The sequence below is a fragment of the Flagellimonas ulvae genome (assembly GCF_049333175.1).
Taxonomy (GTDB): Bacteria; Bacteroidota; Bacteroidia; order Flavobacteriales; family Flavobacteriaceae; genus Flagellimonas.
On sequence record NZ_CP186325.1, the window covers coordinates 1338477 to 1360633 of the forward strand.

Sequence of the window (22157 nt, forward strand, 5' to 3'; positions counted from 1 at the left end):
GGGCTTTCCATTATTTTGCCACATTCACTGAACGTGTTTCTCGAATTACTGTGATTTTTACTTGACCAGGATAGGTCATATCCGTTTGTATTTTTTGGGAAATCTCAAATGAAAGCTCTGCAGCTTTGTCATCACTCACTTTTTCGCTTTCTACGATTACGCGTAACTCTCTACCCGCTTGGATAGCATACGCCTTTTGTACACCATTAAAGCCAAAAGCAATATCTTCCAAATCTTTTAAACGCTGAATGTATGAGTCCAATACTTGACGCCTTGCTCCTGGACGCGCACCACTGATGGCATCACAAACTTGAACAATAGGTGATATTAGCGTGGTCATTTCAATTTCATCATGGTGAGCCCCAATGGCATTGCACACTTCCTTTTTCTCTCCATATTTCTGGGCCCACTGCATACCTAAAATGGCATGTGGTGTCTCTACCTCCGTTTCTGAATTAGGAACTTTGCCTATATCATGCAACAAACCTGCGCGTTTGGCCAGTTTTGGGTTTAATCCCAATTCTGCGGCCATAATTCCACAAAGTTTTGCTACTTCTCTGGAGTGCTGCAATAGATTTTGACCATAGGATGAGCGATACTTCATTCGACCCACTGCTTTTATGAGTTCTGGATGAAGTCCATGAATACCTAAATCGATTACCGTTCGTTTACCAATCTCGGCAATCTCTTCGTTGATTTGCTTCTCGGTCTTTTTTACAATTTCCTCAATTCTTGCCGGGTGAATTCTACCATCTGTTACCAATCTATGTAATGATAGTCTAGCAACTTCCCTGCGCACTGAATCAAAACAAGAAAGGATTATAGCTTCCGGGGTATCATCTACTATGATTTCCACCCCAGTGGCAGATTCAAGAGCGCGAATGTTTCTTCCTTCACGACCAATGATACGTCCTTTGACGTCATCAGATTCTAAATTGAAAACAGAGACGCAATTTTCAATAGCCTCTTCTGTACCAATTCGTTGTATGGTGTTGATGATGATTTTTCGAGCCTCTTGTTGAGCTGTCAATTTGGTTTCTTCCAAGGTATTCTGCAAATACGCCATGGCATCGGTCTTTGCAGTTGCCTTTAATGATTCCAACAATTGACTTTTGGCCTCTTCCGCAGAAAGCCCTGAAATTACTTCTAATTGCTGTACTTGACTTTTATGGAGTTTTTCAACTTCTGCCTGTTTTTTTTCAAGAATCTCGCCTTTATGGTCTACATCTTTTATTTGAACATTAAGTTGTTCGTTCAACTTCTTGTTCTTGGCCAATTCGTTGCTGACCTGAGATTCTTTGTCACGTGTTCGCTTTTCAGCTTCGGCAATCTTTTTATCCTTGTTTATGATTACTTTCTCATGTTCGGCCTTTAATTCCAAAAACTTTTCTTTGGCTTGGAATATTTTGTCCTTCTTAATGCTCTCACCTTCCTTCTTTGCTTCTCTTACAATGTCAGCTGCCTCCTTTTTTGCATTGGACATGGTTTTAGTGACTTTTCCCTTTTCCATCATCTTAGCCACTAAAAAACCAATCAGCAATCCAACAACTCCAGCTACAATGATAAGTGTAGTGTTATCCATTTCTAATTAGTGTTTGGTTATAAAAAAAGCCCACATTAGCCGAAGTTTTGTACAAACTCCTAATTACAGGTTTAGGGCTAACAAGTTGCTCAAAAATCCCTATACGAGTAGGGCCCGCTTTCACAACCTAAACTCACCCTCTTCAAATATAATAGTGTTGAGTTTGTCAAAAAATAATTACCAATGTGGGCAGTAACAATATTTTATTTAAAAGAACTTATTCGCCCAGTTTTGAATGTACCAAATCATCAAGTGCCTTTAATCGCTCAAAGGCTGCTTTGCTACTTTCAGAACGGTCTATTCCGCTTTGCTCTATTTTAGACGCAAACTGCAGGGCGCACATGGCCAACACGTCTTGTTTATCCCTTACCGCATAGTTCTGTTCAAACTTCTTGGCCAGACTTTCAATGTTCTTGGCCGCCTTGCGCAATCCCTCTTCTTGTTTGGGATCTATAGTTAAAGGATAAACCCTATCAGCAATGGAAAGCTTTATTTTTAGCTTTTCCTCCATATTGTAAACCACTAATCTGCAAGCTTTGCTATGCAAACGTCAAGTTCGCGAATCAATGTATTTATCTTGAGCTTAGCTTCTGTTTTATTTGTATTACCACCCAACATACTGTTTGCCATTTTTAGGGAGTTATATTTTTCTTCCCATTCAGAGGCTGTGTGTTGTTCTTGTGTCTTCTCTTTATGAGCCGTTTCAAGCTCATTCTTTAATTTCAAATTGGCTTGTTGCAGCAGTTCCAATCTATGGAGCAGCTTGCTTACCTTATTCTCTAACGAGTCAACAATCTCAACAAGTTCGCTCATATGCAAACAGAATGTGTAATAACAAATTTAACCATCCTAGGCTTACCTCGCAATTTTTTAAGGGATATTCTTCCCTTTCATCAAGGAATATGATCAAAGCTCTCCAAATCACTTTTTACACATAAAAACATTGGTTACATTCGTATTGAACTTATACCGTACAACATGCGCATTTATGTTTTGGGGATTTGCATTCTGCTTTCCAAGATTGCAATAGGACAAGAAAAATACCCCAAAGATATTTTCCAATCCCCTATGGACATCCCTCTTGTTTTGGCAGGAACTTTTGGCGAACTACGCTCCAACCACTTTCATGCAGGAATAGACATTAAAACCCAAAGAAGGGAAGGATTGCCCATTTATGCAATTGCTGATGGTACGGTCACCCGAATCAAAATCTCACATTGGGGATATGGAAAGGCTTTATATGTTGCCCACCCATCTGGACACACTTCCGTGTACGCGCATCTTCAAAAATTTGGACCAGGGATTGAAGAATACATCAAGAAGGCCCAATACAAAAAACAATCCTATGAAATTGAACTGTTTCCCGATTATGGTGAACTGAAGGTAGAGAAAGGCAATGTTATTGCCTATTCTGGAAATTCCGGAAGCTCCGCAGGTCCCCACTTACATTTCGAAATACGAAACAGTGTCACAGAAAAGCCCACAAATCCCCTTCTCTACGGTTATGAAGTCAGAGATGCCACCAATCCAACGCTAATAAGCCTCTTTGGCTACCCTCTTTCTGATGATGCGGTTGTAAATCAAAGTGCTAAAAAAATTCAATTGAATTACACCAAGCAAGCGGATGGAAGTTTTTTGGCGGATAAAGTAAAAGCTATAGGAACCATAGGTTTTGGCTTTAATAGTTTTGATCGGCAGGACTTGGCAGCAAACAAAAATGGGGTCTACTCAGTAAAACAATTGGTCAATGGCAAGGTCTTTTCCGAATATGACTTTGAAACTTTTTCCTTTGCTGAGACCCGTTATATAAACACATTAATAGACTATGAGCACTTCGGTAAGTATAAACAGCGTGTGCAAAAAGCCTTTAAGGAACCTTCAAACCGACTTTCCATTTACAATACCATGAACAACGATGGAAAAATAACCATTCAAGAAGGTTTGAGCTACAATGTCGAATTGCTTATTTCTGATTACGAAAACAATAAAATAAAACTCATTATCCCCGTTGAAGGGAAAAAGGAGGAGGTTAAAATCCCTAGAAATGATGATAAAACCGAGAATTTTGTAATTGCCAACAAACCTAATAATTATGATTTAGGCGCCGCCAAGGTTTATTTTCCCGCTAATACTTTCTATGACGACTTTTATATCAATTTAAAAAAGGGAAAGGACACAATTACCATTCATGATAATTCTGTGGCAGCGCATCGAAATTTCACCATTAGTTTTGATGCGTCTCCCTACGATGCTTCAGAAAGAAAACAAATGTTCATTGCCCGTTTAGACCTCAAAGACAATCCCAGATACCATAGAACATATAAAAGGGATAATGCCTTTACAACCAGAACTAGGTCCTTTGGAAAGTATACCCTGGCCAAAGATACCGTGGCACCAACCATTAAACCCAGAAATTTTAAAGAAAAACAGTGGCTAAGCAATTACAGCTATCTTAGTTTGGAGATAAGTGATGACCTTAGTGGGATCTATAGTTACCAGGCCACTTTAAACGGTGAATGGATTTTGATGGAATACGAGCCCAAAAAAAGAACCATAACCTATAATTTTGACGATAACATTTTGGATAAGACGCAATGTGATCTTAAAGTTGTCGTTACTGATAATGTGGGCAATACAACTACTTTTGAACAAACTTTCTTCCGTAAATAATGCTTCGCTTGTAAGGTTTTTTTTCTTAGGGTGGCTTTTTTTTGCCTCTTTCATTTGCAAAGCCCAAGATGCCATTATTACCGGAATTGTACTAGACGAAAATCAGGTTCCTCTTTCTGGAGTGAACATAACCTCTAGGAATCAAGGAACGAGTACGGACGAAAGTGGCTATTATCTACTTCGCATAACCGCCGAGATTAAAACCACCGTACGTTTTACCCATATTGGGCACAAAGAAGTGGTTTTGGAAGATTTAGTTCTTACCACCAACGAAACATTTGAGTTCAATCCTGTACTAAAAACGGATGCTATTCAAATAGCTGGTGTTTCGGTTTCTCCTTCTGGGGAAAAAAGAGTAGATGGAATTATCACAATTGCACCTGAAATAGTTCGGAACATTCCTGGAGCAAATACTGGGGTTGAAAACATTCTGAAACTACTCCCGGGTGTTTCTTTCAATAATGAACTGAGCACACAGTATAATGTACGAGGCGGTAATTTTGATGAAAATTTGGTCTATGTCAATGGTATACAAGTGTATCGCCCATTTCTTGTCAGATCCGCACAACAAGAAGGGTTAAGCTTTGTAAATAGTGACATGGTAACTGATGTGTCCTTTTCTTCGGGAGGATTTCAGGCTAGGTATGGTGATAAAATGTCGTCAGTACTGGATATTTCATATAAAGAACCTACTGCTTTTGGACTTCAGGTTCAAGGGAGTCTTTTGGGAGCAAGTTCCACTTTAGAAACCATTTCGAAAGATAAAAAATGGACCACTTTGACCGGGGTTCGGTATAGAGACAACAGCCTTTTTGTGAACAGTCAGCAAACCAATACCAATTTCAATCCCTCTTTTCTGGATTTGCAAAATTTTATGACCTACCGCTTTTCCAAAAAATTCCATCTTAGCTTTTTGGGTTCCTATGCTATCAACAATTATAAAAACGAACCTCTCAATAGACAAACCAATTTTGGAACCATTAACGACCCTAGAGCACTTATCGTTTTTTATGAAGGACAAGAAAACAATCGCTACGAAAATACTTTAGGTGCAATTAAAGCAGTTTTTTTTGTCAATAAGCACACAAAGGCGGATGTCGCAGCCTCAATCTACCATACACAGGAAGAAGAATTTTCAGATATCATAGCCTCATATGAATTGGGTGATGTAGATACCAATTTGGCAAACCCCTCCTTAGGGGAAGTTACTACTTCCAGAGGGGTGGGGTCCCAACAGTCCCGGGCAAGAAACCAATTGGATGCTTTGATATTCAATCTAAACCATCAGGGCCGATATCAAAAAAAAGGAAATGCTTTGGAATGGGGCGCGCGATTTACGCATGAAGATTTTAGGAATCAGCTAAGAGAGGCGGAATTTCTAGATTCTGCAGGTTTTTTTATCAGGCCCCCAAACCCAGAATTTATAAACAACCAACCTGAAGAACCTTTTGAGGGCGATATTGAGCCTTTTGAGAGTGTCCGAGCTACCAATTTTACCAAAACCAATCGCTTGGCAGGTTTTTTACAATACAGCAAACAAACCCTATGGAAAAGTCATGATGTCTATTTCAACCTTGGCTTTAGACTGCAACACTGGGTCTTGAGCGGAGACGGTTTTGAACGAAATGCCCAAACTCTTTTTAGTCCCCGGGCCCAATTTTCAATAAAACCAGACTGGAAAAGCGATATTCTGTTTCGATTGGCCATTGGCAGCTATCAACAGCCTCCTTTGTACAGAGAGCTACGTGATATTACCGGAAACATCAATCCCGAGGTGCGTGCACAAAAATCAATCCACTATGTGTTGGGAAGCGAATACAGTTTTAACCTTTGGGACAGACCGTTCACTCTTATTGGTGAAGCGTATTATAAAGATTTGACAGATGTAAACCCTTTTACCATTGAGGATGTCCGAATCCGCTATGCGGCACAAAACAATGCTGTTGCTTATGCCGCTGGTTTTGATTTTCGTTTAAACGGAGCATTCGTTCCTGGAACGGAATCTTGGGTAAGTCTGGGCTTTTTAAAAACCGAAGAAAATATTGATGGTCGAGGGTACATTTCACGACCTACGGACCAACGATTGAAATTTGCTGTACTCTTCCAAGATTACGTCCCCAAAATACCTAGCTTGAGAATGTATCTGAACCTAGTTTACCAAACAGGTGTTCCAGGAGGTTCGCCCAACAATGCAGACCCCTATGATTTTCAGAATAGATTAAGAGATTACCGAAGGGCAGATCTAGGAATTTCATATATTTTTGCAGATGGAAAAACCAGCCACCCCAAAGGGCATTGGTTACATAAAATCAAAGAGTTGAGTGCAGGTTTTGAAATTTTCAACATGTTCAATAATCAAAATTCCATTACAAATACTTTTGTCCGGGATGTTGACACGCAACAACAATTTGCCGTGCCCAATTTTCTTACGAGTAGAGTTTTTAATCTTAAGTTTGCCCTCCGGTTATAATTCAGACCTTTAAGTAGATGATGAAGCATTTTTTTTTCTTTTTTGTGCTAATGAGTGTAGTTCAGGTTTCTGCACAAAAAAATATCTATGAAAATCGCAGATTTGATGAACTAACTGAAAATCATGAGGTATTGGCTATAGTACCCTTTATTGCCAATTTGGATTTAGAACAAAAAGTTCCATCCACAGAACTCAAGAAGCTTGCAGAAAAAGAGGGATATGCCGTGCAAAATGCGTTGGAAACGTATTTCTCAAAAAGAAAGAAAAGAAAAAAATTCAATGTTGATTTTCAGAATATTGAAGATACCAATGCGGTGCTCAGCCAAAACGGTATAGATTATGGCAATTTGGACATCTACACCACCAAACAACTCTGCGAAATTTTAAAAGTGGATGGAATCATCAGCGGAAACTTAAATCTGAATATATTGCTGTCCAAAGGTGTCCCCACTGATTTTAGCTTTTTGGATTATTTCAGCGGAGATGCAAATTATGGTCGTATTGGTGTAAAAGTCAGTGATGGTGAAACAGGTAAGCTTCTTTGGAAATACGAAAAAGCAATTACCAAAAAAACCGGAAAAAACACAACCGAGCTCATAGACAGAATGATGAAGCTAGCTTCAAGAAAATTTCCCTACGACAAGGAAAAAAAGCGAAAAAAGAAAATCAACCAGCAGCAAACTCCTTGAGCACACCGATAGCGTAATCTAGTTCCTCTTTAGTATTGTATTTTGAAAAAGAAAAGCGAATGGAGGGTTTTTCCAACTCTTCCGCATTCAAAATCTCTTGTAGTACGTGGGAGCCCAAATTGCTTCCAGACTGGCAAGCGCTTCCTTTGGAGCAAGCAATTCCCTTCATATCCAAATGAAACAACAGCATCAAAGCTTTCTGTTTGTCAAAAGGTAGTCGCACATTGGTCAACGTGTACGTGCTTTTCTCCAAATCCCCAGAAAGGCCATTAAACTCAACCTCGGGTAATTCTTGCTTTATCTTATTTACAAAATACGCCTTCAATTCCTTAACAGCTTTACTTTCTGACTCCAAGTTCTCATAAGCCTTGATGAAAGCTTCTTCCAATCCAACAATATTGTGAAAGGGTTCTGTTCCAGCACGATACCCTCGCTCTTGAGAGCCTCCAAAAATCAAAGGTTTCAATCCAGAGTTTTTACGAATAAATGCAAAACCTATCCCTTTTGGTCCGTGAAACTTATGTGCTGCTGCAGTAAAAAAGTCTATAGGAACTTCAGTTACATCCCATGGATAATGGCCCACGGATTGAACAGTATCTGAATGAAATAAAGCTCCATTTTCGGAACAAAGTTTTCCAATATGTTCAATGTCAATAATGTTTCCTATTTCATTGTTGACATGCATCAGACTTACCAGTTTCTTGGAATCATCAGCTTTTAAAAGCGTTTCCAAGTGACCTATTTCTGGGTTGCCATCCCTATTTAAATCCACAAATTGAAGTTGGATCCCATACTCGTTTTCCAATTCTTCAGCGGTATGCAATACAGCATGGTGCTCTATTTTGGTAGTAATTATGGTCTTTACCCCTAAATCACGAACTGCACAACGTAAAATCATATTGTCTGCTTCCGTACCCCCTGAAGTAAATATAATTTCGGAAGGGTGGGCATTCATCATCTTCGCTATGGTCTTTCGGGCTTGTTCCACTTCAGTTTTGGCAGTTCTTCCAAAACTATGGGTAGAAGAAGGGTTTCCGTAATGGGCACTTAAAGCCTCGTGCATGCGTTGTATCACCTCTTCCCTAATCTGAGTAGTGGCCGCATTGTCCAAGTAAACTTTTTGCATGTATCAGCTATCAAATTTGATTTTTCAAAAATAGGCCAAATGCGTTAATTTCTTTTAAAGAATTCCTTGGTTTGATTTGTATTCAATTAAATTTGGCCCATGAAGAAAATTTTGTTCTCCTTGGCAGGTTTAGCAAGTTTGATTGCATGCAGCGATGGTGATTTGCAAATTGAAACCATAGATTTCAATAGTGTTTCTGTGCAATCTTGTGATAGTCCGGTGACTACCTCAACTACACTTTTATTTAAAGTTAATGAGAGCGAAGCCCTAATTCTGGAGTTACAAACTGGAGTTTTGGACAATGGCGTGGTTGGAGAAACCATTACTACTGAAAGTTCAGTTTCGAGCCAGTCCTCACTTATATACCGTATTTTTTCAGACGGTATTACATCCAGTTATTTTTGTGATGCTATTCCACCCGCAACACCCACTGTGTTAGAAGAGATTGAAGCTCAAGATGGCCTGGTCATTATCGAGACAACAGCAAATGAGGACAATACAAGCTTTGTTCATACCATAAGCCTGAGTGGCATTTCCTTTGTAAATGAGGCTGGAGAGCGAATAACCAATTTGGCCGTTGATGAGTTTGGTGATGTAACAACGGTAATACCCACGGAAACTGAAGAGACCAACTAGGGATTCTGATAAATATAAACTTCCGTGGCCCCTAATCCATATTTTTGGTATTCCGCATCATAGAATTTTAGGTTATCGTACTTTTTGAAGAGATAGTATAGTTCTTCCTTAAGCACTCCCTCACCTACTCCATGAATAAACACCACTTTCTGGATTCTTTTTTTTATGGCAAAATCCAATTGCCGCTTTGCAGTTTCCATTTGGATGTTCAACATATCGAAATTTGACATGCCCCGTGTGGATTTCACTAAATTATGGATGTGAAGGTCCACTTCCATTTTGGGCATATTCCTTTCTTTGGGTTTTACTGTGGCTAAGTTCTTTTTCTTGGGAATTTCCTTTTCCGTTTTGACTTTAGCTGCCTCGAAATTGGTTACAGTAATTGCTCCTCCAACTTTAACCAGTTCAGATGCTTCATATTCCATTGAAAACCCATCTTCAAGGAGCACCTTAATTAAATCTCCGTTCACTGCTTCCACAACGCCTTGGACAGAATCATCCAGCACTTCCACTTTATCACCTACCCCAAAATCTGACATCATAACAGTTTGTTAAAAAAAATCAATCGAAAGTGCAAAAATAATGGTAATTTTCGATGCCTAAGTTCACATGATGAAACCAATAATTACCACATTGTTAATTCATAGCGAAAGGTACATGATGCCCTGCCTGAACAAAAAAATGTTTGGAGTGGAATGCCCGGGATGCGGTTTACAACGTTCACTGGATTTATTGTTACATGGTGAGTTTTTGGCAGCCTTTAAGATGTATCCGGCTATTTATCCGATGATTTTTTTGCTTCTTTTTTTAGGCTCTACTTTGTTTGTAAAATTCAAACATGTGGTTTTTTTGAAATGGTTCTTCATAACGATAACAGTCGGAACCATTATCGTAAGCTACTTACTAAAAATGAATAATCTTTTCAACTAAAAATCAATACAAATGGAACAACAAAAATTACCAAATTCAACGTTGATATTAGTCTTCGGCATAATATCCATTGTAACCTGCTGTTGTTATGGCGTACTTGGGCTTATTTTTGGTGTCATAGCTCTGGTTTTAGCCAACAAAGCCATCAAGCTATATGCTGAAAATCCAGAAATGTACGATGGAATTAAGAATGTAAAAACTGGAAAAACATTAGCCATTATAGGTATTGTTTTAAACGTAATTTACTTGTTAATGACTATCTGGGCTATTTCTACTTTTGGATGGGAAAATCTTCAGGATCCAGAAAGAATTCAAGAACTATTAGAACAGTATCAATAAAACAGATTTTAACCAATAATTCATAACATGGAAAATAATTCGGGACTGCCGCCAAAACCAAATAATTATCTGGTATGGGCCATTTTAAGTACGATTTTTTGCTGTCTTCCAACCGGAATAGCCAGTATTGTTTATGCGAGCAAAGTGAATGAGGCCTATGCAAGGGGCGAATATGAAGAGGCTGAAAAAGCCTCTAAAAATGCAAAAATGTGGGCTATGATTGGAGCAGGTGTTGGTCTACTTGTAACAATAGTCTATTTTATCTTTTTTGGATTTGCCATTTTTGCCAGTGCTGCCGATGCAGGTTTTTAAAAAAGCAAGTTTCATAAGTTTAGGAGTACTGTTTCTTGGAGCAGTACTCCTTTTCTTTTCCTATAATCCGGAAACGAACTTGTTTTTTCCAAAATGCCCGGTAGAGCAGTACATGGGTATCTATTGTTCAGGCTGTGGCTCTCAAAGGGCAGCCCACGACCTCCTGCACTTTAGAATTGTAGAAGTATTCGGGCATAATTTCTTATTCCTTCCCTTTTTGGCACTCGTTATGCAGCATGTGCTATCAAAAACCGGAATTATATCTTCTAAAAGCCTTATTGGTTATCGCTATGCCCCAATAGTAATTTTGGTAGTAATTACAGTTTTTACGATACTAAGGAATCTTAAAGGGATCCCGTTTGAGTATTTGGCTCCTTAATTCGCTACCTCACTAATAAACTTGAGTCGGTAGAGGCGTAGCTCCTCATCCTCATAATCGCCTTCAAACTCTTCAACTGCATCAGGGATGGAATCCGTATCTGCTTCTAAAAAGTAATCGTGGATTTCTTCTTGTTGATCTTCATCCAAAATTTCATCAATCCAATAGGAAATATTCAATTTGGTTCCACTAAAGACTATTTGTTCCATTTCCTTGATGAGTGCAGGAAGTTCCAATCCCTTGGCCGAAGCAATGTCATCCAAAGGAAGTTTACGGTCCACATTTTGGATTATATACAGTTTTAGTCCTGAATTGGCGCCGGTACTCTTCACTACCAAATCATCTGGGCGAATGATGTCATTCTCTTCTACATATTGTGAAATTAATCCAACAAACGGCTTTCCATATTTTTTTGCCTTGCCCTCGCCTACCCCATGAATGTTCAGCAGTTCCTGCATATTAATTGGGTACTTTAAGGCCATATCATCCAACGAAGGGTCTTGAAAAACAACAAAAGGAGGCACTTGTAGCTTTTTGGCCTCCCTCTTTCTGAGGTCCTTAAGCAATTTCAACAGATTTTCATCTGCCGCTCCTCCACTCGATTTGCCAGCGGTTATAATGCCATTGTTGGATTCTTCGGTATATACATGGTCCTGGGTCATCATAAACGAATTTGGGGTTTCCAAAAACGTTTTGCCCTTATCGGTTAAATGTATAATACCGTAACGTTCAATTTCCTTCTTTAGCAAACCTGCTACCAAAACCTGACGGGTTAGCGCCATCCAAAAAGCTTCATCTTTTGAGTGACCAATACCAAAAAAATCTTTTTCATCTGTTTTGTGGGAAGAAATCATGGCATTTACCTTACCCACCAATATTTTTACAATCTCTTTGGTTTTGAATTTCTCATTGGTCTTTTGAACCACAGTTAGCAACTTAATGACCTCTTCTTTGGCCTCTTCCTTTTTCTTCGGGTTTCGGGTATTGTCGTCCATATCCGCACCGTCTCCGTTTACCTCATCGAATTCTTCACCAAAGTAATGAAGGATAAATTTTCGTCTGGACATGGAAGTCTCTGCGTAGGCAACAATTTCCTGGAGGAGTGCATTCCCGATTTCTTGTTCTGCCACAGGCTTTCCCGACATAAATTTTTCCAACTTTTCAATATCCTTGTAGGAGTAAAAAGCCAAACAATGTCCTTCGCCACCATCCCTTCCGGCACGACCTGTTTCTTGATAATAGCTTTCTATACTTTTTGGAATATCATGATGGATAACAAATCGAACATCCGGTTTATCGATACCCATTCCAAAGGCAATGGTTGCCACAACAACATCTACCTCTTCCATGAGGAACATGTCCTGATATTTGGAACGTGTTTTGGCATCAAAACCAGCATGATAGGGTACAGCACTGACACCATTTACCTGAAGCACCTGCGCAAGTTCTTCCACCCTTTTTCTGCTCAAACAATAAATTATACCAGACTTGCCTTGGTTCTGTTTTACAAATCGAATAATATCTGCATCAACGTTTTGGGTCTTTGGTCTAACCTCATAAAAAAGATTTGGTCTATTAAACGATGCTTTAAAAACCTTGGCGTCGTTCATCCCCAAATTTTTAATGATATCTTCCTGGACCTTGGGAGTTGCGGTAGCGGTAAGGCCAATTATCGGAATATCATTCCCTAACCTTCCAATAATACTTTTTAAGTTTCGGTACTCAGGTCTAAAATCATGGCCCCATTCCGAAATACAATGTGCTTCATCCACGGCAACGAAAGAGAGAGCGACCGAACTCAGAAAATCCACATTTTCTTCTTTGGTCAATGATTCTGGTGCCACATACAGGAGCTTGGTAACTCCATTACAAATATCTTCCTTAACCTGTTTAACCTCCGTTTTGGTCAATGAAGAGTTGAGCACATGGGCAATGCCATGCTCTTCTGAAACACCTCGGATGGCATCTACCTGATTTTTCATTAAAGCAATAAGGGGGGAAACTACTATAGCGGTCCCTTCCTTCATCAAAGCTGGGAGCTGATAACAAAGTGACTTGCCCCCTCCTGTGGGCATAATTACAAAAGTATCTTTGTCTTGTGTAATATTCTTGATAACATCTTCCTGAAGACCCTTGAACTGTGAAAATCCAAAATATTTTTTGAGGGACTCAAGTAAGTTGGAGTTTGTAAGACTCATTTCCGTATTTCTGTTTAAACCTATCAACCATTAAAGAAGAATTTCTCTCCAACATTTAGAACCCTAATTTAACAAAGAGTCACTTTCATCAACACATAAATAGTCTGGTAAAAGATAGTTTGTTTAGTTTTGTAATCTTAAATATAAGACATTCTTTTAGGAATGCAACCCAATAAACTTTTAATTAACTTGAGCGACACACAGTCCATTTTATCCATTGCCAAACGTACGATTGAAATTGAGAGCAAGGCTATAGCCAATCTTGTAAATTACCTGGATGACGAATTTGCCGAAGCTGTCCAACATATTATGGAAAGCAATGGCAGAGTTGTGGTTTCTGGCGTTGGGAAAAGTGCCATTATTGCATCCAAGATTGTGGCTACCTTAAATTCTACGGGAACTCCCGCCATTTTTATGCATGCTGCGGATGCGATACATGGCGATTTAGGAACGGTTCAACAAAATGATGTGGTCATTTGCCTATCTAAAAGTGGAAACACGCCAGAGATAAAGGCCTTAATTCCACTTATCAAACTCAGGAAAAACAAATTGATTGGTGTTACGGGAAACATGGATTCCGTTTTGGCCAAGCAAGCTGATTTTACACTAAATACTTTTGTAGAAAAGGAAGCCTGCCCCAACAACTTGGCTCCTACCACAAGTACTTCGGCCCAATTGGCCATGGGAGATGCACTTGCCATCTGTCTTTTGGAACTTAGAGGTTTTAGTAGTGATGATTTTGCAAAATATCATCCGGGAGGTACTCTAGGAAAGAAATTGTACCTACGTGTCTCCGACATAGCGGCTCAGAATCAAAAACCCAAGGTCGGCATAAACTCCAGTGTAAAAGAAGTAATTGTTGAAATCTCGGAAAAAATGTTGGGGGCAACAGCCGTTATGGACAACGATAAAGTGGTTGGTGTAATCACGGATGGAGATATTAGAAGAATGCTGAAAAAACATGATAACATAAGTGCTTTGACCGCAAAAGAAATTATGACCCACAATCCAAAATCCGTTACTAAAGACACTTTGGCCGTAAAGGCATTGGAACTGCTTCAGAAAAAAGGGATATCCCAACTCTTGGTTTTAGATGGCAAAGAATATCAAGGAGTGGTTCATATCCATAATCTCATAAATGAGGGAATTCTGTAATGACAAAGACTACGACCCAAGACCCCGATGAAATGTCCTTTCTGGACCATTTGGAAGAATTACGATGGCATTTGATTCGTTCTACCATTGCTGTGGTAATAGTAGCATGTGTGGCTTTTCTTGCTAGGAGCTTTATTTTTGATGTTGTTTTGTTCGGTCCAAAAAACTTGGATTTTCCCACCTACCGCTTCTTTTGTAACATAGCAACCTTTTTTGGAGTAGATTCAGAATTTTGCGGTACGGAGCTACCTTTTAAAATTCAAAATAGAACCATGGCGGGTCAGTTTTCCGCTCATATCTGGACATCCATTTGGGCAGGATTCATTATTGCTTTCCCCTATGTGCTTTGGGAACTATGGAAATTTATCAGTCCCGGACTACATGCCAATGAGAGAAAGTATTCCAAAGGTTTTATTCTGGTAGCTTCTTTCTTATTCTTTTTAGGTGTACTTTTTGGATACTATGTGGTCGCTCCGTTGTCTATTAATTTTCTAGGCACATATCAAGTAAGTAAAGAGGTATTGAACGAAATAGACCTTCCCTCGTATGTTGCTACGGTGAGAGCTTCGGTGATTGCATGTGGAATCATGTTTGAATTACCTATCATCATCTATTTTCTGACCAAAGTGGGTCTGGTCACGCCGGCAATTCTCAAAAAATATCGAAAAATTGCATTGGTCATCGTCCTTATTTTATCAGCTATAATTACTCCACCCGATATAGCTAGTCAAATTGTGGTTGCCGTTCCTGTTTTGATTCTCTATCAAATCAGCATCTACATCTCAAAAGTTGTACTGAAAAAAGAAGCAAAAAAAGCAAAGCAAAATGCCGGGTAAAGTAGAAGAATTCAATGCCTATCGTTCCAAAATGAACGAAAAAATATTGGCAGACAATAACAAAATCATCAAGCGTATTTTCAATTTGGACACCAATGCCTTTATGGAAGGTGCTTTGGATGTGAAAACCAAAGAATTATTGGGTTTGGTAGCTTCCGCGGTTTTACGATGTGATGATTGTGTAAGTTATCATCTAGAAAGTGTTAAAGAAGCTGGGGCCAGCAAAGAAGAGGTAATGGAAACCTTGGGCATAGCCACATTGATAGGAGGTACCATAGTGATTCCACACCTAAGGAGAGCCTACGAATATTGGGAAGCACTTGAGGAAACGGAATCCTAAAAAGATGATAAAACCCATATCAATCATTGCGAATATCATTAGATTTGGCACGTTTATATGAAGCTTAGGGCAGAAAACATAATGAAGGCCTATCGTGGGCGTAAGGTAGTAAAAGGTATCAGCCTTGAGGTAAACCAAGGAGAAATTGTAGGTCTTTTAGGGCCCAACGGTGCGGGAAAAACCACTTCGTTTTACATGATTGTTGGCTTGATTAAACCCAACGGGGGCCAGATTTTTTTAGATGACATGGAGATAACTTCGTTCCCCATGTATAAAAGAGCCCAGAATGGCATTGGTTATTTGGCACAAGAAGCCTCTGTTTTTAGGAAACTCAGTATTGAAAAAAATATATTGAGCGTTCTACAGCTTACCAAATTGAGCAAAAAAGAGCAACACATGAAAATGGAGTCGCTCATTGATGAGTTTGGTTTGGGCCATATTCGCAAAAACCGAGGCGATTTACTTTCAGGTGGGGAACGCAGACGTACAGAAATTGCCAGGGCATTGGCCACTGACCCCAAGTTTATATTGTTGGATGAGCCTTTTGCAGGAGTAGACCCTGTGGCCGTAGAGGATATTCAACGTATCGTGGCCCAATTGAAAAATAAAAATATAGGCATCTTAATTACCGACCACAACGTACAAGAAACTCTGGCCATTACGGAGCGCTCCTATCTTATGTTTGAAGGAGGAATTCTTAAAGCGGGTATTCCTGAAGACTTGGCCAAGGATGAAATGGTTAGAAAAGTATATTTAGGACAGAATTTTGAGCTCAGAAAGAAAAAGCTCAATTTCTAATTACCACTTGTCTTCATCAGTAAAGACATTAAAACATACAGGACAATAATAGTAGGTACCGCCAAAAACTTTAAAGTCAACAAAAGTACCAGACTTCCAATTAAAAAGAGATAACGTACTTCGTTTCCCTTGAATCCCCAATGTTTAAATTTTAAAGCGAACAGTTCAATATTGGCGTTTAAAAGAAAGGCGCTCAATAAGGTTAAAACAATTAAAAACCATTCGTTGAGGATAATCGCATTTAATGCATCATTGGAATGATACAATAAGATAAGTGGCAACGAAAGAATGAGCAATGCATTGGCCGGGGTAGGTAATCCTATAAATGAACTTACTTGATTTTCATCAATATTAAACTTGGCCAAGCGATAGGCCGACGCCAACGTAATTACAAAACCAAAAAACGGTAGTAATGCCGTTTCGTTTCCAAAAAAACCCGTGTTCCAACCGCCTGCATGGGACATATTCAACAACTGAAACATTACAATCCCAGGAACTACACCGCTGGTAACCATATCCGCAAGGGAATCCAACTGCACTCCTATTTCACTCTGCACTTTGAGCATACGTGCGGCAAGACCATCCAAAAAATCAAAGAAAATACCTAGAAAAACAAAGAGTGCGGCCAATTCCAGTTTGTTGAGCACAGCAAAAACAACCGCTATGCATCCGCTAAAAAGATTTAAAAGGGTAATGAAATTAGGGATGTGTTGTTTCATAAAGGGTTAGATTTTGGTAAAAATAACCTAAAAAAATAGAGTGTGATTACCTAAACACTAGGCTATGTTGGTTTTATTCTGATATTTGCCAAGTCAACAACATCTATGAGAATACGTATATTACTTTCCTTGATTTTACTGTTCTCAAGCAGTATTGGATTAAGCCAAGTTCCAGGACTTTCAAATAACTCCCAGATCAGCGTACTTACATGCGCAACCGGGGACCAACTCTATTCAACATTTGGGCACACTGCTATTCGGGTTCAAGATCCCATTTTGGGCATTGATGTGGTCTATAACTACGGAACTTTTGATTTTGATCAACCTAACTTTTATCTAAATTTTGTCAAAGGCAAAATGATATACTCCCTATCCAGAAGGTCTTTTGACAACTTTCTTTTTGAGTATGAACTAGAAAAACGATGGGTAAAAGAGCAAATTCTTGATTTGACCCTTGGGCAAAAAAATGAGTTTCTTGCTTTTTTAGAAACCAACTACCTCCCAGAAAATCGCGATTATTTATATGACCCCCTACTTAACAATTGTTCTAGCATCACAGGAGATATTCTGAAGAAATTATTTGGCGATTCCATTGTCTTTGGAGAATCGCATCTTAACGAACGATTTACCTTCCGTCAGTTGGTAAGACAATTTCTAAACCTTAATTCATGGTCTTCTTTTGGGATTGATTTGGCTTTTGGTTCTGTGGTAGACCGCAAGGCCACGGTAAGGGAACATATGTTTTTGCCATATTATACTATGGACCAAATAGACAACACAACCATTGACGGCAAACCTTTGGTAATGAGAACACGAGATATTCTAGATTACTCCGAACAGGAGCCAAACGGGTATTTTCCGCTATCTCCTTTGTTTTGGCTTTCATTGTTTTTAGTTTTTGTTGGAATCATTACATATTTGGACACACGACATAAGACTAGGAGTAAATGGTTGGATTTTTCCATGTTGTTGATTTCTGGTTTAGTAGGTTTAGCACTGTTACTTCTATGGATCGCTACAGACCATACATCCACGCCATACAATTACAATATTCTTTGGGCATTTCCACTCAACTTAGTGGTTGCTTTCATCCTTATCTTCCAACCTCAACTTCCGGAATGGACACCTCGGTATATTATCCTTGCCTTGAGTTTGATTGGATTAGTTCTACTGCTTTGGATTTTTGGGGTTCAGGTCTTCTCCCCCGTTTTGATTCCCATATTCCTAGCTTTGGGAATTCGGTATTGGTATTTACTCCGTTGTTTTAGATTAAAATATTGAAAACCCCTATTGAATGAATCTGCTTACCGTAGAAAATATAGCAAAGTCTTATGGGGAATTGGTGTTGTTCTCCAATCTTTCCTTTGGAATAAATAAGGGGCAGAAAATTGCGTTGGTCGCTAAAAACGGAAGTGGGAAGACTTCCATATTGAACATTATTTCAGGAAAAGATGTTCCAGAAACCGGTCAAGTCACTAAGAGAAAGGGAATACAAGTAGCCTTTTTAGAGCAAGAACCGGCTCTAGACCCAAACCTAACGGTAGAACAGTCTATCCTAAGCTCAGAAAATCCAATCTTAAAAATAATATCTAATTACGAAAAGGCATTACAAAATCCGGATGATTCCGAGCAATATCAAAAAGCTTTTGAAGCCATGGAACAGCATAATGCATGGGATTTTGAAACCCAGTACAAACAAGTGTTGTTCAAACTACATTTATCAGATTTAAATGTAAAAGTAGGCGCACTATCCGGAGGGCAAAAAAAACGATTAGCACTCGCAAGTGCACTGCTCAATAAACCTGATTTATTGATTCTTGATGAGCCCACAAACCATTTGGATTTGGATATGATTGAGTGGTTGGAAGCATATTTTTCCAAGGAGAACCTTTCCCTTTTCATGGTCACCCACGATAGGTATTTTCTGGAACGGGTCTGCAACGAAATTCTGGAACTGGACAACAAGCAGTTGTACAGTTACAAGGGCAATTACTCTTACTATTTAAGGGAAAAAGAAGCGAGACAGGAACGAGAGGCCGTAGAACAGCATAAAAACAAAATACTCTTCAAAAAAGAACTGGATTGGATGCGAAGACAGCCTAAGGCAAGGACCACTAAATCCAAATCCAGAATTGATGATTTCCAAGAAATCAAACAAAAGGCAAAAAAAAGAAGAGAAGACCATCAGGTACAACTGGAACTCAATATGGAGCGTTTAGGCAATAAAATTCTAGAGCTTCATAATATTTCCAAATCTTTTGGGGATAAAACCATACTCTCCAAGTTCAGCTATAATTTTATTAAAGGTGAGCGTGTTGGAATTATTGGTCAAAATGGAACAGGTAAATCCACCTTTCTGAACATGCTTACCCAAAGTGAGGGATTGGATTCTGGGAAAATTGTGGCAGGTGAAACGGTTAAGTTCGGGTACTATACCCAAAAAGGCATCTCCATAAAAGAAGGACAAAAGGTTATTGATGTTATCCGTGAGTTTGGAGATTATATTCCCCTTAAAAAAGGAAAACAGATTTCTGCCCAGCAACTCTTGGAGCGTTTTCTTTTTGACCGAAAAAAACAGTATGATTTTGTAGAGAAACTTAGTGGAGGAGAACGCAAACGTCTTTATTTATGTACCGTTTTAATTCAAAACCCCAACTTTCTTATCCTGGATGAACCCACCAACGATTTGGATATTGTGACCCTAAATGTTTTGGAAAGCTTTCTATTGGATTTTCCTGGGTGCTTGGTCATAGTGTCTCACGATAGGTATTTTATGGATAAAATCGTGGACCACCTTTTTGTATTTAAAGGAGATGGTATCATTGAAGATTTTCCAGGAAATTATTCAGACTATCGAGCTTATGAAAATAGCCGCATAATTGAGGCCCGAAAGAATAAGGAAACTGTAGAGAAAGAAGAGAAGATTCATTGGAGACAACGCGAGACCTCGGGAAAACTTTCCTATCAAGAGCAAAAAGAACATAAACAGCTGGAAAAGGATATTCAAAAACTGGAAGAACAGAAAAAAACACTTCAAAATAAGTTTTCAGATACTGAGCTTACCTCAGATGAAATCAAAGACCTTTCCATTCAACTTAGTAAAATTACGGACGCATTGGAAGAAAAAACAGAGCGCTGGTTCGAACTTTCCGCAATCCTTGAAGGGTAGAAATGAGTTTTAGGGTAAAATCATATTTCAAGTTTCTTGTAAAGTCTACCAACCAACATGGAATCCATTCTCCTTTTGTTTTTAATTATTTGACCAAGTGTTTGTATACGAAACCGAAAAAGTCAAAAGATAAAAGTATCAATGTCTTACTAAAAAGCATACCGTATTTCAATGCCAAATCAGTTTCGGTTCAAGGCAATGATGCTGTTAAAGAAGAATTAGACTTGAATTTCCAAACCCCCTTTAAAAAGGGAAGCCCCATCGATATTCTGTATTTTGAATCCGCTTTAAATCAAAATCCAAAACAAGTTTTTTCCAATTTTCAATTGCATAACGACAGCTTGATAGTGTTTGGAGGAATTTATAACTCCAAGGAAACATTTTCACATTGGATGGAGTTCACAAAAAACGAAAAGGTCACGGTGAGCATGGATTTATTCCATTGCGGTTTACTTTTCATTCGCAAAGAGCAAGTAAAACAACATTTTACGATTCGGATTTAAAAGGGTATTTTTAATTGAGAAAGGTTTAGTATGGATTATACCATTTACATCATTTTAGGAGGGTTGGCCGTAGTATACTTTATAGTGTTTTTTACCAACAAAAGGAGGCAAAAAAGAAGGAAGTCGAGAAGATTCATGGAAGGGAAACGTAGACACGATGACCAATGATCAACGTTCAATTAGCATTGTACAATCGACAATGAACAATCTACAAGCAACAATCTGCAAGGAACAATGATTATTGGCTTATTGTGAATTGGTAATTGATAACTGGAAAGAAGAATGAAGATATACACAAAGACTGGAGATAAAGGAAATACGTCACTTTTTACAGGAACGCGGGTGCCCAAGCACCATATTCGAATAGAAAGTTATGGAACAGTTGATGAACTTAACTCGGTCTTAGGTTTGGTGCGCGATCAAGAAATGGATGATCATTCCAAAGAGGTTTTGATACACATTCAAGATAAGCTCTTTACCGTTGGCGCTATTTTAGCAACAGAACCCAAAAAAGACAACAGGCTCAAAATTCCACGAATCAATACCGAGGATATTGAGTTTTTGGAACAGGAGATTGATAAAATGAACGAAGAGCTTCCTCCAATGACCCATTTTATTCTGCCCGGAGGTCACCCAACAGTGTCATACTGTCATGTTGCACGGACCACATGTAGAAGAGCAGAACGTATGATATCGTATTTGCATGAAAAAGAACCTGTCCCCGAGAACCTAATAGCATATATTAATCGTCTCTCTGACTACCTTTTTGTCTTGGCACGGAAGTTGTCAAAGCAATTGAACGCAGAAGAAGTCAAGTGGATTCCAAAAAAAATAGATGAATAAAACCTTATTTTTTGCGTTACAGAATTAGCAAAGTCAAAATAATTTTTAAATAATTACGATTTTACTTGACAAATTGGCTTTAAAAATTATTTTTGCAAAAAATTTAAAATCAAACCGTTACTATGTACTGGACATTAGAATTAGCTTCATATTTAAGTGATGCGCCTTGGCCAGCCACCAAAGACGAACTTATAGATTACGCCATTAGAACCGGAGCTCCGTTGGAGGTTGTAGAAAACTTGCAATCCATGGAAGAAGAAGGAGGCGAAGTATATGAATCCATCGAGGAAATTTGGCCCGATTACCCTACGGAAGAAGATTACCTCTGGAATGAGGATGAGTATTGATTCCGCAAGTATAAAGCAAACTAAAAAGTCTCTTCTGAGGCTTTTTTTTATGTAATTTTGACACCCTTGCAAAGGAGTTCCTAACCACTTTTGACAATGGAACACCTTTTGCGACC

24 protein-coding genes and 1 other RNA gene are annotated in these 22157 nt (G+C 38.8%); 17 read left to right on the top strand and 8 right to left on the bottom strand.

Annotated features, from left to right (window positions below):
• Positions 1-10 precede the first annotated feature (10 nt).
• The 4 genes from rny to ACOKFD_RS06125 all read right to left on the bottom strand — a co-directional run bounded on the left by rny (position 11) and on the right by ACOKFD_RS06125 (position 2395).
• Complete coding sequence (gene rny, locus ACOKFD_RS06110; RefSeq protein WP_422860432.1) at positions 11-1582, bottom strand: ribonuclease Y; 1572 nt, start codon at positions 1580-1582, stop codon at positions 11-13.
• Positions 1583-1635: 53 nt separating this feature from the next.
• Positions 1636-1745: non-coding RNA, 6S RNA (gene ssrS, locus ACOKFD_RS06115), on the bottom strand.
• A gap of 54 nt (positions 1746-1799) precedes the next feature.
• A complete protein-coding gene (locus ACOKFD_RS06120) occupies positions 1800-2093 on the bottom strand; it encodes a cell division protein ZapA (RefSeq protein ID WP_106145462.1) in 294 nt (97 codons plus the stop codon).
• Positions 2094-2104: 11 nt separating this feature from the next.
• A complete protein-coding gene (locus ACOKFD_RS06125; RefSeq protein WP_422860433.1) occupies positions 2105-2395 on the bottom strand; it encodes a hypothetical protein in 291 nt (96 codons plus the stop codon).
• A gap of 165 nt (positions 2396-2560) precedes the next feature.
• Here ACOKFD_RS06125 and ACOKFD_RS06130 point away from each other — a divergent pair, with 165 nt between their 5' ends.
• The 3 genes from ACOKFD_RS06130 to ACOKFD_RS06140 are packed head-to-tail and all read left to right on the top strand — an operon-like array spanning position 2561 to position 7411.
• Positions 2561-4252 carry a M23 family metallopeptidase gene (locus ACOKFD_RS06130; protein WP_422860434.1) on the top strand — a complete coding sequence of 564 codons (1692 nt, stop codon included), beginning with the start codon at positions 2561-2563 and terminating at the stop codon, positions 4250-4252.
• Positions 4206-6722 (top strand): TonB-dependent receptor, encoded by a 2517-nt coding sequence (locus ACOKFD_RS06135; RefSeq protein ID WP_422860435.1) that lies wholly within the window; start codon positions 4206-4208, stop codon positions 6720-6722. Before ACOKFD_RS06130 ends, ACOKFD_RS06135 begins: the two co-directional genes overlap by 47 nt.
• Positions 6723-6742: 20 nt before the next feature.
• The gene (locus tag ACOKFD_RS06140) at positions 6743-7411 is read left to right on the top strand and encodes a hypothetical protein (RefSeq protein WP_422861005.1); all 669 of its coding nucleotides are present in this window, start codon (positions 6743-6745) and stop codon (positions 7409-7411) included.
• Here ACOKFD_RS06140 and ACOKFD_RS06145 read toward each other — a convergent pair.
• A complete protein-coding gene (locus tag ACOKFD_RS06145) occupies positions 7389-8537 on the bottom strand; it encodes a cysteine desulfurase family protein (RefSeq protein WP_422860436.1) in 1149 nt (382 codons plus the stop codon). The two genes, ACOKFD_RS06140 and ACOKFD_RS06145, sit on opposite strands and share 23 nt — an antisense overlap.
• 99 nt (positions 8538-8636) lie before the next feature.
• Here ACOKFD_RS06145 and ACOKFD_RS06150 point away from each other — a divergent pair, with 99 nt between their 5' ends.
• Positions 8637-9173 carry a hypothetical protein gene (locus ACOKFD_RS06150; protein ID WP_422860437.1) on the top strand — a complete coding sequence of 179 codons (537 nt, stop codon included), beginning with the start codon at positions 8637-8639 and terminating at the stop codon, positions 9171-9173.
• Here the strand turns inward: ACOKFD_RS06150 and ACOKFD_RS06155 are convergent.
• Positions 9170-9712, bottom strand: coding sequence for a Smr/MutS family protein (locus tag ACOKFD_RS06155; RefSeq protein ID WP_422861006.1), 543 nt, complete (start codon positions 9710-9712; stop codon positions 9170-9172). The genes ACOKFD_RS06150 and ACOKFD_RS06155 overlap by 4 nt on opposite strands.
• A 142-nt stretch (positions 9713-9854) precedes the next feature.
• Here ACOKFD_RS06155 and ACOKFD_RS06160 point away from each other — a divergent pair, with 142 nt between their 5' ends.
• The 4 genes from ACOKFD_RS06160 to ACOKFD_RS06175 are packed head-to-tail and all read left to right on the top strand — an operon-like array spanning position 9855 to position 11133.
• Entirely contained in the window at positions 9855-10103 is a 249-nt protein-coding gene (locus tag ACOKFD_RS06160) for a DUF2752 domain-containing protein (protein WP_313819661.1), read from the top strand.
• A 12-nt stretch (positions 10104-10115) separates the two neighbouring features.
• Complete coding sequence (locus tag ACOKFD_RS06165; RefSeq protein ID WP_298999446.1) at positions 10116-10442, top strand: CCC motif membrane protein; 327 nt, start codon at positions 10116-10118, stop codon at positions 10440-10442.
• 27 nt (positions 10443-10469) lie between these two features.
• The gene (locus tag ACOKFD_RS06170) at positions 10470-10754 is read left to right on the top strand and encodes a CD225/dispanin family protein (RefSeq protein ID WP_106145455.1); all 285 of its coding nucleotides are present in this window, start codon (positions 10470-10472) and stop codon (positions 10752-10754) included.
• The gene (locus ACOKFD_RS06175) at positions 10741-11133 is read left to right on the top strand and encodes a DUF2752 domain-containing protein (protein ID WP_422860438.1); all 393 of its coding nucleotides are present in this window, start codon (positions 10741-10743) and stop codon (positions 11131-11133) included. Before ACOKFD_RS06170 ends, ACOKFD_RS06175 begins: the two co-directional genes overlap by 14 nt.
• Here ACOKFD_RS06175 and ACOKFD_RS06180 read toward each other — a convergent pair.
• Positions 11130-13331 (bottom strand): RecQ family ATP-dependent DNA helicase, encoded by a 2202-nt coding sequence (locus ACOKFD_RS06180; RefSeq protein WP_422860439.1) that lies wholly within the window; start codon positions 13329-13331, stop codon positions 11130-11132. The genes ACOKFD_RS06175 and ACOKFD_RS06180 overlap by 4 nt on opposite strands.
• 189 nt (positions 13332-13520) lie before the next feature.
• Between ACOKFD_RS06180 and ACOKFD_RS06185 the strand changes: the two genes are divergently transcribed.
• The 4 genes from ACOKFD_RS06185 to lptB are packed head-to-tail and all read left to right on the top strand — an operon-like array spanning position 13521 to position 16460.
• A complete protein-coding gene (locus ACOKFD_RS06185; RefSeq protein WP_422860440.1) occupies positions 13521-14486 on the top strand; it encodes a KpsF/GutQ family sugar-phosphate isomerase in 966 nt (321 codons plus the stop codon).
• Positions 14486-15322 (top strand): twin-arginine translocase subunit TatC, encoded by an 837-nt coding sequence (gene tatC, locus ACOKFD_RS06190; protein WP_422860441.1) that lies wholly within the window; start codon positions 14486-14488, stop codon positions 15320-15322. The genes ACOKFD_RS06185 and tatC overlap by 1 nt, the downstream gene beginning before the upstream one ends.
• Positions 15312-15662: a carboxymuconolactone decarboxylase family protein gene (locus ACOKFD_RS06195; RefSeq protein ID WP_298999453.1), complete on the top strand. Its 351-nt coding sequence runs from the start codon at positions 15312-15314 to the stop codon at positions 15660-15662. Before tatC ends, ACOKFD_RS06195 begins: the two co-directional genes overlap by 11 nt.
• A 57-nt stretch (positions 15663-15719) precedes the next feature.
• Positions 15720-16460, top strand: a complete 741-nt coding sequence (gene lptB, locus ACOKFD_RS06200) for an LPS export ABC transporter ATP-binding protein (RefSeq protein WP_298999454.1) — start codon at positions 15720-15722, stop codon at positions 16458-16460.
• Here the strand turns inward: lptB and ACOKFD_RS06205 are convergent.
• Positions 16457-17179 (bottom strand): CDP-alcohol phosphatidyltransferase family protein, encoded by a 723-nt coding sequence (locus tag ACOKFD_RS06205; protein ID WP_422860442.1) that lies wholly within the window; start codon positions 17177-17179, stop codon positions 16457-16459. The two genes, lptB and ACOKFD_RS06205, sit on opposite strands and share 4 nt — an antisense overlap.
• Before the next feature lie 105 nt (positions 17180-17284).
• Here ACOKFD_RS06205 and ACOKFD_RS06210 point away from each other — a divergent pair, with 105 nt between their 5' ends.
• From ACOKFD_RS06210 to ACOKFD_RS06230, 5 genes are all read left to right on the top strand, one after another.
• Positions 17285-18460 (top strand): DUF4105 domain-containing protein, encoded by a 1176-nt coding sequence (locus ACOKFD_RS06210; RefSeq protein WP_422860443.1) that lies wholly within the window; start codon positions 17285-17287, stop codon positions 18458-18460.
• 13 nt (positions 18461-18473) lie between these two features.
• The gene (locus ACOKFD_RS06215) at positions 18474-20348 is read left to right on the top strand and encodes an ABC-F family ATP-binding cassette domain-containing protein (RefSeq protein WP_422860444.1); all 1875 of its coding nucleotides are present in this window, start codon (positions 18474-18476) and stop codon (positions 20346-20348) included.
• 2 nt (positions 20349-20350) lie between these two features.
• Entirely contained in the window at positions 20351-20851 is a 501-nt protein-coding gene (locus tag ACOKFD_RS06220; RefSeq protein WP_422860445.1) for a hypothetical protein, read from the top strand.
• Positions 20852-21133: 282 nt separating this feature from the next.
• Complete coding sequence (locus ACOKFD_RS06225) at positions 21134-21694, top strand: cob(I)yrinic acid a,c-diamide adenosyltransferase (protein ID WP_422860446.1); 561 nt, start codon at positions 21134-21136, stop codon at positions 21692-21694.
• A gap of 122 nt (positions 21695-21816) precedes the next feature.
• Positions 21817-22041 carry a DUF2795 domain-containing protein gene (locus ACOKFD_RS06230; protein WP_106145445.1) on the top strand — a complete coding sequence of 75 codons (225 nt, stop codon included), beginning with the start codon at positions 21817-21819 and terminating at the stop codon, positions 22039-22041.
• Positions 22042-22157 lie beyond the last annotated feature (116 nt).